The sequence below is a fragment of the Mycobacterium sp. NPDC048908 genome (genome assembly GCF_043197955.1).
Taxonomy (GTDB): domain Bacteria; phylum Actinomycetota; class Actinomycetes; order Mycobacteriales; family Mycobacteriaceae; genus Mycobacterium.
The window spans coordinates 221676-235078 of record NZ_JBICUE010000004.1 but is presented as its reverse complement, the minus strand read 5'-3'; the positions used below and the strand labels follow the sequence as shown (position 1 = coordinate 235078).

Here is a 13403-nt window from a genome sequence, read left to right as displayed (position 1 = left end):
TTGGAGAATCTTCACATGGCCCGTATCGCGGTTTTCGGAACAGGCTACCTAGGTGCTACGCATGCTGCGTGCATGGCCGAATTGGGGCACGTAGTGCTGGGTGTCGACTTGGATACGAATAAGCTGGCGAAACTGCGGGAGGGGAAAGCGCCCTTTTACGAACCAGGCCTTGACGAGCTACTCAAGCGCAATGTTGATAATGGCCGGCTGCGATTCACTGCTTCGTACGAGGAGGCCGCAAAGTTTGCGACCCTGCACTTTATCGCGGTAGCGACTCCACAGAAGCAGGGCGAGTTTGGGGCAGATCTGACGTATGTCAACGCCGTGGTTGAAACGCTGGCACCGCTGTTGACCGAGCCAGCGGTAATGCTCGGGAAGTCGACAGTTCCGGTCGGCACGGCCGCGCAACTAAGAACTCGGGCGCGTTCGTTAGCGCCTGCTGGCGACGCAGTCGACGTGGCATGGAATCCCGAGTTTTTGCGTGAGGGGCACGCGGTCCACGACACTTTGCATCCGGACCGGATTGTGTTGGGTGTGGATAAAGAGCGTCCTGGGCGCGGCGAAGAAGTTGCTCGGGAGATATACGCGAAACTTCTGGAGCAGGGCACAACGTTTTTGGTCACCGATCTGGCAACGTCGGAGTTGGTCAAGACGTCGGCGAACGCCTTCCTGGCGACAAAAATTTCCTTCATCAATGCGATGGCCGAATTATGTGAGGTGTCAGGTGCAGATGTCTCGGTGCTGGCGGATGCAATCGGGTACGACGCCAGGATCGGCCGCAAGTTCCTTGACGCAGGCATCGGTTTCGGAGGCGGGTGCTTGCCGAAAGACATTCGTGCATTTATGGCCCGCGCGGGGGAACTGGGTGCCAACCAAGCATTGACATTCCTACGTGAAGTCGACAGCATCAACATGCGGCGGCGCACCCGCATGATGGAGTCCACCCGAGACATAGTCGGTGGCTCACTGATTGGCGCGCGGGTGGCGGTGCTCGGCGCGGCGTTCAAACCCGACTCTGACGACGTGCGGGATTCGCCGGCTCTAAATATTGCTGGCCAGATTCAACTGCAGGGCGCTTCCGTCGTCGTCTACGACCCGAAGGCAATGAACAATTCGCGGGCACTTTTCCCGACGCTTGAATATGCGCCCGGGATGGTCGAGGCCTGCCACGGAGCGGACGTGACGCTCGTGCTCACAGAGTGGTTGCAGTTCCGGGAATTGGTGCCCGGAGATCTAGAGGGCGTGGTGCGGCAACGAAACATAATTGATGGGCGGAATTGCCTAGATCCGAAAACTTGGCGTGGAGCGGGATGGAAGTATCGCGGCGTAGGAAGAAGTTAGCCGACCGTCGAATAGAGCGCGAGCCGTTGACTGTCAACTGGGTCATCTGCGAGCCGGTCGACGATCTTTGGGACACTTGCCCGCCTCGTGACGTCGCGCAGGGAATCTGCGGCGAAAAACCTGCTCGTGGAAACCCAACATCACTCGTCGAAGTCGCAACCGACGCTTCCTGATGTGAATTCTAGCTTCCGCCTCTTAGGCCCAGTTCCGATACCTACGTGGAGGTGCAAACGGACGGCGCTGGCGCAGCGGTCGCTGCGGGTGTTCGGCCCGCAGAGCCAGTAGTTGACGGTAGAAGTCGACCAGTTTTTGACGCGACACATCCCAAGAGAGTTCTTCTTCAACCCGCCTGCGGCCGAAGTCACCCATCCGGCGGCGTCGCCCTGGATCTTTCAAAAGTGCATCGATTGTTTGCGCGAACTTGTATTCGTCATTGGCGGGAACGTAATCGGCCGCTTCGGCAGCCGATACGCGTGTCTCGGCTAGATCGAACGACACGATCGGCTTCCCTAGTGCCATGTATTCGACGACTTTAATCATGGTGGAAGCGTTGTTGAGCGGGCTCAAGGGATCCGGCGCAAGGCAGACATCGGAGCTCGAAAGACAGCGTTGAATGAACTCATCTTCTACCCACCCGGTGAATTCAACAATATCGCTGATCCCAAGTTCCGCAGCAAGAGCGACTAGCGAGTCGAATTCGTCACCGGAACCCATAAAGATGCAATGTATGTCATCACGCCCGATTTCGTCCTTGAGCAGCCGGATCGCTCGCAATGCGTAGTCGACTCCATCTTGGGAACCCATCACGCCTAAGTACGCGAGCAGGTAGGCTTTGCCTCTCCGCAACGCCGGATCCGGTTCTCGTCGCGTGAAACGCCGTAAATCCGGACCGTTACGAACGACGACCACACGATCGGGAGGCACTTTGCCGCGCTCTATGGCAATACCACGGTAGGTGTCGTTGGTCGAAATTACCGCGTCAGCAGCGATAAACGTGAGTCGTTCGGCGCACTTAGTCAGCCGCTGGAGGAGGGGATGGACGTCGCCGAACCTGGAAATAAACAATTCGGGAACCAAATCGTGATGGTCGAAGACAAAACGCGAGCCACCAAGACGAAGTATCAGTACGACCAGGAAAAGGATGTCCGGAGGATTGCATGCGTGCACGACATCGATACGGTCAGTCCTGCGAATTTTCAACGCCAAGCGCAAGGTGTGCCAGAGCGCGAGCGTGTATTCGCGGACATAGCCGAGCAGTCCACCCGTAGCCGGCCGCAACCGATAGCGCAGTATGCGCACACCGTCGATGATGGCTTCACGTTCCATGTCCCGCTTGTCGCCGGTCGGGCAAATGACACTGACCCTGAATCCGGCCTCGGTCAACGCTCGGCTTTCCTGCCACACCCGGCGATCGGACGGCACCGAGAAGTTTTCGACGACGATCAGGATGTGTCCGCTCCTCAGATGGTGTTGTGAGTCCGGCGCGAAGACACCGTCCTGCGCGGCCTTTTTGGCTATTCCCCAGGGGGCCTTGTACCGCGCACTAGCGAACATGCGCTCGACCATCTTCGGCAACCGCATCTGCTCCCCCTACGATCTGGGCCATCACAAGGACCCGGGCGCCGTTTGCGGAGTTAGCTGACACCCCACGCGGTGCGGATGCGCGTTGCGGTCGGTCGGGTGCCCGTGGGTTGGCCGGCGAGTATGGCCCAACTCTGTGCAGCCCGCCAGCACCGCGGCATCGGTGTCAGCCACCGCACGCCCTCGATTGGCCAGCCGCCCCGCCCGCTGGAACACCGTCAACCCGCCACGACCATCCAGCACGGCCACACCGGCCGAGTCATAACCGCGGTACTCCATATGCCGCAGCGCATCGACCACAGGCCCCGCGCATTACGCGACCCCACGTAGCCGAAGATTCCACACATAACGCCAACGGTACGGCAGCCGTCCAGTGGACGTAGCAAATCCAAGCAGACTTGCACAAACGGACCGGCCCCGAGCCGATGACAACGTGGTCGTTTGGTTAAGTTTGCAGATAACTCGAGGGGTACACGGCTTTGGCACGTGCCCCACACGAACACCTAGCCTGCCCGAGTTCGGTTTGCTGAAGCAGGGAAGTGCTACAAGTTTGAACTCGCGCAGAAGCTCGGTCGTGACGGCAACACGTTCCCATCCGATCTCGAAAACCGCCGCTTCGGCAAGCGTGATGCCGGTGAGCTGCCGGAGCAAGGCGTCGTACTCCGCGATCTGCTCGAAGAGGCCTTCGAGGTGGGCGCCGGCCCGCGCCGCGCGCCGGTATTGCTGAACAGCCGGAGGCCCTCATCGAGTTTGCGCGTGAGGGGCAGGTCCCGTTTGATCCCGTTTCGAATCTCAGCTTGATTGGCTGCTCTGTTCTTGGTTCCAGATTGGACCTAACGGAGAATCCTCCGTTTTGCTGCCAGCGTCATTAGTTCGATGAGCGAATGGGATAACGCTTCGCCACACGCCGCCGGCCGACATGCCGCCTAATCGCAGGAGGTGAGAAGTCCGCGCCGCCAGGCGACCACTAGCCCGCCCGCGCAACGTGAAATCATAGGCGGCCCGGACCACTGCCGGGGAGATCATCTCGACGGGCGTCGGATACCGGAACGGCGTTCCGCCGAAGGAGGCCTTGAACACCTCCGAACTTGTCAATGCAGACAAGTCCGACCGCTCTTCCTGGAGTATTGTCACCGCCGCATCGCGGATCCCGCCGAAGTCAAACCAGCGGTAGCCCTTCGCCTTCGCCCATCGAATTGTTTCCCAACGGACGGCGGCCGGGACCTTTAGCCGACCCGCCGCGGAGTCGCGATCCATGCCAGTCACGCGTCCCTTAAGGACACCGCCGCAGCCGGTGAGCAGGTCGGCGAACACGGGTATGCCGTCCACTTCCCCGATGAACAGTTCTACATGGCCAGTTGGGGCCAGCCGCCGGTAGAGGGTCTCAAGGTAGTTGAGCGGGATGGGCTCGAAACCGTGATGCCGCGCGGTGGCCGCGTGCAGCCGCGCCAAGAGTGGCACATCCTGTTCTGTGCCGCGGTGGACTCGCACCCCACACTCCGGCCATTTCCGGGCACGTCGTCGTGTTTCTTTGGGCAGCGCCGAGAAAAGTTCCCCTTCGTCCTTGGCAAGGTCCAAGCGGAGCGAGGCGACAGGGGCGATGCCTGCGTGCGAGGGCCGGAAGCCCGTTCGTCGGAGTTCGAGGCTGATGTCCGCGCCCTCGAGCGGTGGCTGGACGAACAGCATCCGCAGTTTGCGGCTGGCGAGTCGCCGCATCGCGGCACCCAGTGCGGCGATGACTGGATCGCGCTCCGCGCCGAAGGCGATCACCGGCCCGTACGGCACGTAACCGACCTCGCCGACAAGCGGTAGCCTACGCGTCAGCACCAGTGCTCCGCCGACCAGCTCGGCACCCCGCTGCACAAACAGGTACAGCGGCTCGAAACCGGCTGGCCGACGCACCTCCGCCCAAGGGGATAGCTGAGCGACATCGCTACCGGGGACGTTCTGCACAAGCTCGTCCCACTTCGCGAGCTCACGCGTGTCGGGCCGGCAGCTTAGTCTGACTGAGCAGGTGTCACGGCCATCCTCGGTTTCGTAGTCGACGAGTGGATCTGGCAAATTGCGACCGATCATTTTCGCGTCCAGGAGGGCGTCGAGGGTACCGAGTCGCCGCAGTCATGTAGGGCGGCGACTTCGCTGTGCGATCGAACCACCCGAACCCCCGACACGCCGCGCCCCTTAGTGTCGACTTGATGTCGTCATGTCCTACTGACCCCGCTGGGCAAACTCTATGCCCGGTACCGACGCGGCGGGTCTGGGTCTGCCGAACAGATCGCCGGGTCGAAGGTGTACCTCGTCGCGTGCAAAGAAACAACGCTGCCGACGTTGCACTGAACCGGTGTCGAAACTCAATTGGACAGATGTGGCAATGGGCACACAAGATCGGTTCCGAGCTTCAGACACAACCGGAGGATGGAAGCGCGAGCACCGGGGCCAGTAATGGCCCGATGGCTTCGCCGTGGCCCGACGAACTAAGGCCGTCGCGGCGAATCTGACCGCAGGCGTGGAGTCGTTCGAGCCGAGCGTCACGATGCAGACATCCCCGCCTTGCGGCCTGTGCGCTTGCCATACAGCGTGCGCAGCCGCGGGCCCACTCGATGGCGCAGCGTGCGCGTGAACCCGACTGAATTCACCATCGTGTCGATTCGGTAATACAGCTGTGGCGACACCTTCATCATGAGCGGGTCGCGTCGGGCGCGAAGCAGCGCGCAAAGCGCCGCTGCCGGCAGATCCGCGTACCGCTCGAAGTTCTCGAACCACTGTTGGCTGGACCTCGCTTCCGTTTGTGGACCGATGAGCGCGGCGCGTCGTTCCAGATCGTATCCAGCGAACGCTTCGGCAACGGTCGGCTCGGTCTGCAATTTGCGCGCGAGGCAGGCTGCGTCCTGGAGGGCGAGGCGCATTCCCGACCCAATCGAGAAGTGCGTTGTGTGTGCGGCGTCGCCCATCAGCACGACGTTCTCGCAGTACCACCGTTCGTTTGTGACCGTGGGGAAGTTCATCCACGGCAGCATTGGATCCTCACGTCCAGGGGTGTTCATCAGCGATTCGCCGTCGAGATGGTCCGCGAAGAGCTGCTCGAGGACATGGAGGCTGTCGGATGCCGATGCCTCGTGTAGCCCAAGACCGCGCCACGTGTCTTCGGTGCACTCGACGATGAACGTGCTCGTAGATTCATCGAAGGCGTATGCATAGAACCAAAGCCACCCCGCTTGGCTGCGTACGAAGGCAAAGATGAACGGGTCGAAGACCTTCGTCGTACCGAGCCAGACGAACTTCGCTCTCCCGGGGACGACGTGAGTCCCAAACCGTTGGGCATCGCGTTCGCGCAGAGCACTATTTGCCCCATCGCATGCTACGACGACATCGGCGTCCCTGAACGCGGTGGTGACGTCGGTGTCGAAGCGGATGTCGACACCGAGTGAGGTCGCGCGTTCACTCAGGATGTCGAGCATGGTCGCGCGCGCGATGGCGTAGCAACTGCCTTCGTACTGGACGCGCTCACCTGCTCGATCGACAACGATCCCGTGCCATTCGAATGCCGCCTCGCGGACGCGGGCGGCAGTGACCTCGTCGTTTGACTGCAGCTCGACCATAGAGTCGTCCCATATGGTTACGCCCCAGCCGCCGACGTAGCCGGGCGAACGCCGCTCGCACACCACAACCTCGTGGCTTGGCTCCGCGCGCTTCATCAAGAGCGCGAAGTACAACCCCGCGGGGCCGGCGCCCACGCAAATAATCCTCAAGCCCAACCCTTTCTCTCGTTGGAATCAGCGGCGAAATAAAGTTCCACCGCGACAGCACCTCGACGAAGACCTAGGCCGCTTACCCATCGGCTCAATGTCATCGTGCGACCGATGGCATGAGCAAACGCTACTCCGTTTGCCCAACCACTGAATAGAGTTGACTAATTTGATCGCTGAGCTCTAGCCCTACCGTCTTCCCATGAGACAACCCGATCTCTAGACCACAGCGCCGGCGGCGAATCCCAGCACCCTGCCTTTGCCGGGTAGCGCAACCATGCTATGCCGCCGCCAGTGCGCGATGCCCGTCCCTCGTCTCGAAACTAACCGCACTAAAGAGTTAGCAATGCGCGCCCAAGACACCCTCCGCGGGCCGGACCCGCCTCCAACTTGGCGTGCTCAATGTGCAGCGCAGCGTTTGCTTGTTTCCCCTCGGCGGGGATCGAATCACATTCGTGTGGTACAGAGCAACATAGACATCTGACACTGAAAGCGCGGCAAAACGCATTGCTACCAAGGCGATGTGTCAATCCACCGACATGTAAGCCGGACATACGACAGAAATCGGACCACGACAATTGAAATGCTGAGTGGTCCCTTGCCATGTCAAGGAGCGCATTGTATTTGCTTGCCGAGCTTGCGTGCTGCTTGGCAGCGTCGCGCGGATCGCTGAGTCGAAGGGCCTGGAAAGGCCTTTCCGGCGAGTGGCAGGTGAATTGCCAGAGCGACGTATCGGCTACTTGTCAATTGCGAGCAGAACTCCGACGGGGGTGATTCGCGGTCGGCGACCTACACACTGGTTTCAGACAAGGCCGCGCTCGACGCGGCGCTCAACGACATCGTGCAGGCGTCGACAATGGTCAACTGCCCCGGAAACATTCAGTCACCGGGACCGTGGCGGCGCAACGCGACACCGGACAAGGTCAGTGGCGTACTGTTCTGCGGCGTCCAAGATGGCCGTCCCACGGTGGCATGGACCGACGAGGCCAGGCTAGTGCTCAGCGAGGTATAACCAGGCCTGCAGGGGTCAACTTTCGATGAGTTCCACGCGTGGTGGTCGAGCCACTCCTTAGGTGCCGGCGGCAGAGATGTGGGCGTCGTGTCCGCCGGCGCCGGGGGTTTCATCAACGCCGGCTGCGACGGGCGTGCCCTGGCTGCCAGCAGGAGGGGCGTGCCATGGCTGCGGGCAGGCGGCGTCCACGGTACGTCTGTCCGCTCTTCGCGCGGGCAAGCTATCCGGTTATGCCGCGGATGTGGACTGCCGAGCGCTCGTACAGTCCGGCAAGGCAATCCGACGCAACACCGTCAAGTTGTGCCCACTGCGGGTTATAACCACTCAATTTGAGCAGGTGGGTACTGACACCTTCGGTGTGACTTCGTCCCGGAGTGGCTGAATCGGAACTCGAGCGGCCCCAGGCGCGGTCGGTTCACTGAGCTCGTAACGAATGACGACCGGCTGGTCACGCTGAAGGCCCAGCTGTACTTCGAACGTTGGATGACCGCGTTCCATGCCGCCGAAGACCGACGGCACTTTCATGCCATTGACGAAGACTCCGGTCAGGGTCGCTCCTTTGGTGGCAAGTAATCGAACCGAGGTTGCGTTCGTGGCCCACGGCAGGTCGACCTCCGGCGTCAACTCGCGAAGTCCTCCGGCGCCCGCAATGTATTCGGGCAAAGGGGCGTCGGGGACCTTGTTCGTCAATCGGACGGTGACAGCCGACTTTCGAGTATCCGAATCACATTCTCCAGCTGAGTACTCGATTTCTCGAGTCAGGTAATAATCTAGCTTGTTTCCGCCCAGGTTGTTGATGACCACCGACGCAAACGGTGCCGGGTCGTCGGGCACGACGTGGGCCAGGGGTGTTTCTTCGAGAAGTTTTTGCTCCTCGGGCGAGGCGCTCCACACCGCGATTCGTCCCTCGCTGACCGACTTGCCCAGCGCATCGAGAAGCGCACGAGGCGATTCCAGGTGGCCGGTCATCTTTCGCACGACAGCGGCAGCGACATCTTGAAGGTACTGTTTGCGCGCTTCGTTGTTGTCAGCGAACCGGATATAAGAAGTGTTCTCGGTCATCTCGACAACATTGTCTTTGGTGATCACCTCACCATCCGGCATCGTTACCGGGCCGACTGCGCCCAAGATGTAACTGAGCGCCACTGGGTCGATTGATATCGAACCGTTTACCCGCTGTCCCGATATCTGTTCCCACATGGATTGCCATATGCGGCCGGCGTAGGGAAAATGCGAGCTGTAATTGCTATTTCGAAAATCGGTCGTAGGGTTGTTGAACCCGTACTCCTTCGTAAACTCTTCGCCAAGATCAATCGGTGCGTATTTCCTATCCAGGGCTACGTTTTGTCCCAGTGTGTCCACGCTTGCGGCGCCGTTGTCGAACTGAAGAATGCCGAACCCGCCGACCAACCCACCGGTGCCTCGAGCCTCGGCGTTGGTTTGGAATCCTATGAAGTACGCCCGCGGGCCGTCCGCGCCCATCATCGGCCCTGCGAGTCGACCGGCAAGCGCCGTGTTCGCCAGCAGTCCGGTGATATCTGACGTCTGCGTTTGGAGTGCGGAGCGCGCGTCGCCGATAGCCGAGAGATAAGCAGGGTCAGTGATTGCTTCCGCCTGAGCGTTGAGTCTTTTCGCAGCTTTCGAGATTTCTTCTAGTTTCGGCGCGTTGTCGCTAAGAAGTTGAACGTCGACTCGTCCGTCGCCGCTCAGCAGATGTTCGGGCGACAGGGCTTGCGCGACCCCCACAGAGGGCTTCAAGACGTCCGAGGCCAGGCCCATGACGACGTCGGAAATCTGCTGCCCGCTCTTGAAGGGACTACCCAACCACGGCACAACCGAGGCGATGTTCCACGGCACCGAATGCGTCGCGTCCTGTGCCCGCCGGGCCTCCGACTGTGCGGCGTCCGCCCACTTTGTCGCCTCGCCGACGTTGGCCTTCGAGAGCGCATCCTTCGCGTTCTGCGCGTTGGCGCGTGCCTGCTCGAGGGACGACTTGGCCTGCGTCGCTTGGTACCCGAGCCAGGCCGCGAACGCCACAACGAGAAGGAGCAGGAGCCCTCCGGCGGCCGCGCGTCGCCGACCCCGAGGAAGGGACCGCCATCTGGTGCGCCGCGTCTGCACAGAGTTGCTGACTTCAGATGCGCCTTCGTCCGGTTGCGACCCGTGATCGTCATCTGTTGCGTTTGCCACGTCGACAGTATCCCCCCCGTGTGTGCCGATTCTTTCAGTGTGAAGCAAAATCGGCGGTTACGGGAGATGTTTGCTCAAACCGGTATCGACGCCGTACTGGACAACGACTAATCGACCGCTCGGCACGCCGGGCGGTCGATTAGTCGTTTGCTTACGGAGGTGGTTAGCAGCCGAGTCCGATGCGGACGCTGAACCCGCCGTAAGAACCCCACTGGATGCTGGCGCCACCGAGGCAGAGCTCCTTACCGTTCAGGCCGAGCACGCGCCAGAGCGGATTGAGGATCTGCGAGACCGGACCGAGAATCGGGAAACCCGGGCTGAACAACGTGATCCCCGGCGGCTGCGACGAAGGCGTCGGGCCGAAGAAGAAGAAGCTGAACTCGGGAATGCTGGCGATGCCTGTTCCCTCGACCGCACGGTCAATTACCTGCGTGATCGGCGCGGTAGGCGCCGAGATTTCGGGTGCGGCTTGTGCCGCCACCGGTACTAACGTCGCCGCCGCCGCGACGGCGAGTGCTGCGGTACCAACTTGGAGCTTTGTAGCAATCGTGTTCATGGCTCCCCCTGCCTTTCCTCCGTGGAAGTCCCTGCTAGCTTCGCAGACCCGACAATAGCCTGTCAACCACTAGATTCGTGGATTTTTGGCGTTTGCCAGCAACTGTGTCGGTCGTTCGGATGATGAGATTCGACGACACCGTCAGCGAACTTAGACCGGAAAATTCGACGCGCGCGTCGGGACACTTAACCGTGCGCACGGCACGTCATCGAGATCGCACCGCCGGGATGAGTCAGTTGACCGGAGAATCGCAATGTCAACGGGTTGCCTTCAAATGCGTTGAGCCCAAGTGGCCGCTGACTGTCAGGCCCCAGGAGTTTGCTGCAGTTTGCTTGCGCAAGGACTAGCAGCCTGGCCGACGGCTACGCCGGGATGAGCTCGACGCCGGCCAATGCCACGGCGTCATCGCGCGCCGGCGCGGTGACGACGGCCCGGAAACCATCGCCCGCCTTCCAGACGCTGGCCGTCAGCGTCTCACCGGGAAAGACCACACCCGCGAACCTGGCGCCATAGCTGGCCACCCGCGACGCGTCCCCGTCCAGCAGCGCATCCACCATCGCCTTGCAGGTCATGCCGTAGGTGCACAGGCCGTGCAGGATCGGACGCGGAAACCCGGCCGCGGCGGCGAAGTCCGGATCCGAATGCAGCGGATTGCGGTCACCGCACATCCGATACAGCAGCGCCTGCTGCGGCGACACAGGTATGGAGAGTTCGACGTCTGGTGCGCGTTCTGGGGGTTCGGATGAAGTCGACGGCCCGCGGTTGCCACCGAAGCCGCCCTCGCCGCGCGCGAAGATCGACCGCTTCTGCGTCCACAGCAGCGTGCCGTCCGGCGCCGACACCGTCGTCTCCGACCAGATCACCGCGGCCTTGCCCTTGTCCCAGATGTCGGTGAAGCGCGTCACCGCCACGCCGGTGCCCGACGGCGGGATCGGGGCTGGCGGCGACACCGCCTCGCTGGCGTGCAGCACCTTGGAGAGCTCGATGTCGATGCCGGGGAACTGCACCGTCGGCGGCTTGGTCATGTGAAAGCTCTGCGCGACGTTGCCGAACGTCGGCAACACCTGAGGTGTCTCGTCGGTCAGGTAACGCAGCTCACGCTTGTCCATCGGGTCGGCGCCCGCGCCGAGGCCCAAGTGGTACAACTGGATATCGCTACTGGTCCAAGAGAATTCGGCCGGTTCGAGTTCGGCGCCCAGCGCCTCGTCCAGATTGATCGGCATCAGTTCTTCCCCGAATCGGATGTCGCCGCCTTCGCGGCTGCAGCGATATGTAGCGCCGCGAGGTACCCGAAAGTCATAGCGGGACCGATCGTCCCCCCTGGCCCCGGGTAGGTGTGTCCCATCACCGGCGCGCTGACGTTGCCCGCGGCGTACAGCCCGGCGATGACCGAACCGTCGTCGCGCAGCGCGCGGGCATGGATGTCAGTGCGGATGCCACCCTTGGTGCCGAGGTCGCCGGGCACCATCTTGGCCGCGTAATACGGCGGGTGGATGATCTCCCCGAGGTTCGGGTTGGGCGTGTTGGTCGGGTCGCCGTAGTAGCGGTCGTAAGCGCTTTCGCCGCGGTGAAAGTCCTCGTCGGTGCCTGACCGGGCGAAGCCGTTGAACCGCTCGACCGTCGCCTTCAAGGCGTCGACAGGGACGCCGGCTTTCTGCGCCAACTCTTCCAGGGTGCCGGCCTTGACGATGACACCAGAGTCGAGCCATTTGGTCGGGATGCGTTGTCCGGGTTGCAGTCCGGCAAAGATATAGCGATCGCGGTACTGCTGATCGAAGACCAGCCAGGCGGGAATGTTCTCACCAGGCCCCGGCCCTTGGCCGTACTGTCCGCCGTACATGTGGTGACCGGCCTCGACGTAGGGTAGCGACTCGTTCATGAACCGCTTGCCGGACATGTTGACCATGATCGCGCCGGGTGAGTTCCGTTCCGACAAAGCGATCCACGGCGCACCGACCAACGGGACCGTCGGGATCCACCAGGCGTCTTCCATGATATCCAGTGCGGCGCCGAGCTTTTCGCCCGCGAGAATGCCGTCACCGGTGTTGGCCTCGGCTCCGACCGTCCATTCCGTGCCGATCGGTGCACGTTGGTACTTCACTCGCATCTGCTCGTTGTGATCGAATCCGCCTGACCCGAGAATCACTCCGCGACGGGCTCGGATTAGCTCGGGCTCGGCGGATTCCGGGGCGTTCATGTCGCGGACATAGACGCCACGCACCACGCCGTCTTCGACATAGAGGTCGGTCAACGCGGTGTTCAGCCTGACCAGAACACCCGCCTGCTGCAGGCCGATCCTGAGCGGGGCGATCAGCGCGCGACCCATGCCAACCAAATTCTTGCGCGTCGCATTCGCCCACACCGTGCGGACACCGACCTTCAGGCTGCGCAGGACGCCGCGCGGATGACGCTTGAGCTGGTTCAGACGCACGTAATCCTGCTGCATCACAACCATGTTCAGTGGAACCTTGCCGTATGGCGGCTCCAGGCCGGACTCGTCGGCGCCGAGCTTGCGGGCGTTGAACGGTTTCGGCTCAATCGACCGGCCGCCAGGGCGTCCACCCGGTATCTCGGGGTAGTAGTCCGAGTAGCCGGGCACCCAGCACATCTTCAGCGGCGAGTGCTTCAGCACGAAGGACAGCATCTCGGGACCGCGCTCGAGATAGGTGTCGATGCGCTCGGGTTCGACGACGTCGCCGATGATCGTGTGCAGGTACGTGCGGGCAGCCTCGGGGCTGTCGGTCACGCCGTCGCGCTTGAGGACTTCGTTGTTCGGAATCCATACGCCACCGCCCGACCGCGCAGTGGAACCGCCATAGTGCGGCGCCTTCTCGACGACTAATGTGGATAGTCCCTGGTGGGCCGCGGTGAGGGCGGCGACCATGCCGGCGGCGCCGCTTCCTACCACGACCACGTCGAAAGCGCCGTACTCCTGACCCGTCATGTAGAACACGTTATAGAATTGCCCGGCCGACTC

8 protein-coding genes and 1 pseudogene are annotated in these 13403 nt (G+C 61.9%); 1 reads left to right on the top strand and 8 read right to left on the bottom strand.

Annotation, left to right across the window (positions count from 1 at the left end; genetic code table 11):
• Window positions 1–15 precede the first annotated feature (15 nt).
• Complete coding sequence (locus ACGFK1_RS13140; protein WP_393429159.1) at window positions 16–1341, top strand: UDP-glucose dehydrogenase family protein; 1326 nt, start codon at window positions 16–18, stop codon at window positions 1339–1341.
• Window positions 1342–1536: 195 nt separating this feature from the next.
• Here the strand turns inward: ACGFK1_RS13140 and ACGFK1_RS13135 are convergent, their stop codons facing one another.
• The 8 genes and pseudogenes from ACGFK1_RS13135 to kstD form a co-directional block, all read right to left on the bottom strand.
• Window positions 1537–2922 carry a glycosyltransferase family 4 protein gene (locus ACGFK1_RS13135; protein ID WP_393429156.1) on the bottom strand — a complete coding sequence of 462 codons (1386 nt, stop codon included), beginning with the start codon at window positions 2920–2922 and terminating at the stop codon, window positions 1537–1539.
• Window positions 2923–2991: 69 nt separating this feature from the next.
• A pseudogene (locus tag ACGFK1_RS13130) lies at window positions 2992–3269 on the bottom strand (glutamine--fructose-6-phosphate aminotransferase); the annotation flags it as partial.
• A 445-nt stretch (window positions 3270–3714) separates the two neighbouring features.
• A complete protein-coding gene (locus tag ACGFK1_RS13125) occupies window positions 3715–4998 on the bottom strand; it encodes a lipid II:glycine glycyltransferase FemX (protein ID WP_393429153.1) in 1284 nt (427 codons plus the stop codon).
• A 452-nt stretch (window positions 4999–5450) separates the two neighbouring features.
• The gene (locus ACGFK1_RS13120; RefSeq protein ID WP_393429150.1) at window positions 5451–6656 is read right to left on the bottom strand and encodes an FAD-dependent monooxygenase; all 1206 of its coding nucleotides are present in this window, start codon (window positions 6654–6656) and stop codon (window positions 5451–5453) included.
• Window positions 6657–8004: 1348 nt separating this feature from the next.
• On the bottom strand, window positions 8005–9717 hold the full coding sequence (locus ACGFK1_RS13115) for a DUF4012 domain-containing protein (RefSeq protein WP_393429147.1): 1713 nt from the start codon (window positions 9715–9717) through the stop codon (window positions 8005–8007).
• Between the two features lie 316 nt (window positions 9718–10033).
• A complete protein-coding gene (locus ACGFK1_RS13110; RefSeq protein ID WP_393429145.1) occupies window positions 10034–10426 on the bottom strand; it encodes a hypothetical protein in 393 nt (130 codons plus the stop codon).
• Window positions 10427–10788: 362 nt separating this feature from the next.
• Window positions 10789–11649 carry a MaoC/PaaZ C-terminal domain-containing protein gene (locus ACGFK1_RS13105; protein ID WP_393429142.1) on the bottom strand — a complete coding sequence of 287 codons (861 nt, stop codon included), beginning with the start codon at window positions 11647–11649 and terminating at the stop codon, window positions 10789–10791.
• On the bottom strand, window positions 11649–13370 hold the full coding sequence (gene kstD / locus ACGFK1_RS13100) for a 3-oxosteroid 1-dehydrogenase (protein ID WP_393429139.1): 1722 nt from the start codon (window positions 13368–13370) through the stop codon (window positions 11649–11651). The genes ACGFK1_RS13105 and kstD overlap by 1 nt, the downstream gene beginning before the upstream one ends.
• Between the last annotated feature and the right edge of the window lie 33 nt (window positions 13371–13403).

Bases quoted from the DNA above. Each gene is read 5' to 3' on its own strand.
- ACGFK1_RS13140 (WP_393429159.1), top strand. From the start codon at position 16: ATGGCCCGTATCGCGGTTTTCGGAACAGGCTACCTAGGTGCTACGCAT.
- ACGFK1_RS13135 (WP_393429156.1), bottom strand. From the start codon at position 2,922: ATGCGGTTGCCGAAGATGGTCGAGCGCATGTTCGCTAGTGCGCGGTAC.
- ACGFK1_RS13125 (WP_393429153.1), bottom strand. From the start codon at position 4,998: ATGATCGGTCGCAATTTGCCAGATCCACTCGTCGACTACGAAACCGAG.
- ACGFK1_RS13110 (WP_393429145.1), bottom strand. From the start codon at position 10,426: ATGAACACGATTGCTACAAAGCTCCAAGTTGGTACCGCAGCACTCGCC.
- ACGFK1_RS13105 (WP_393429142.1), bottom strand. From the start codon at position 11,649: ATGCCGATCAATCTGGACGAGGCGCTGGGCGCCGAACTCGAACCGGCC.
- kstD (WP_393429139.1), bottom strand. From the start codon at position 13,370: ATGACGGGTCAGGAGTACGGCGCTTTCGACGTGGTCGTGGTAGGAAGC.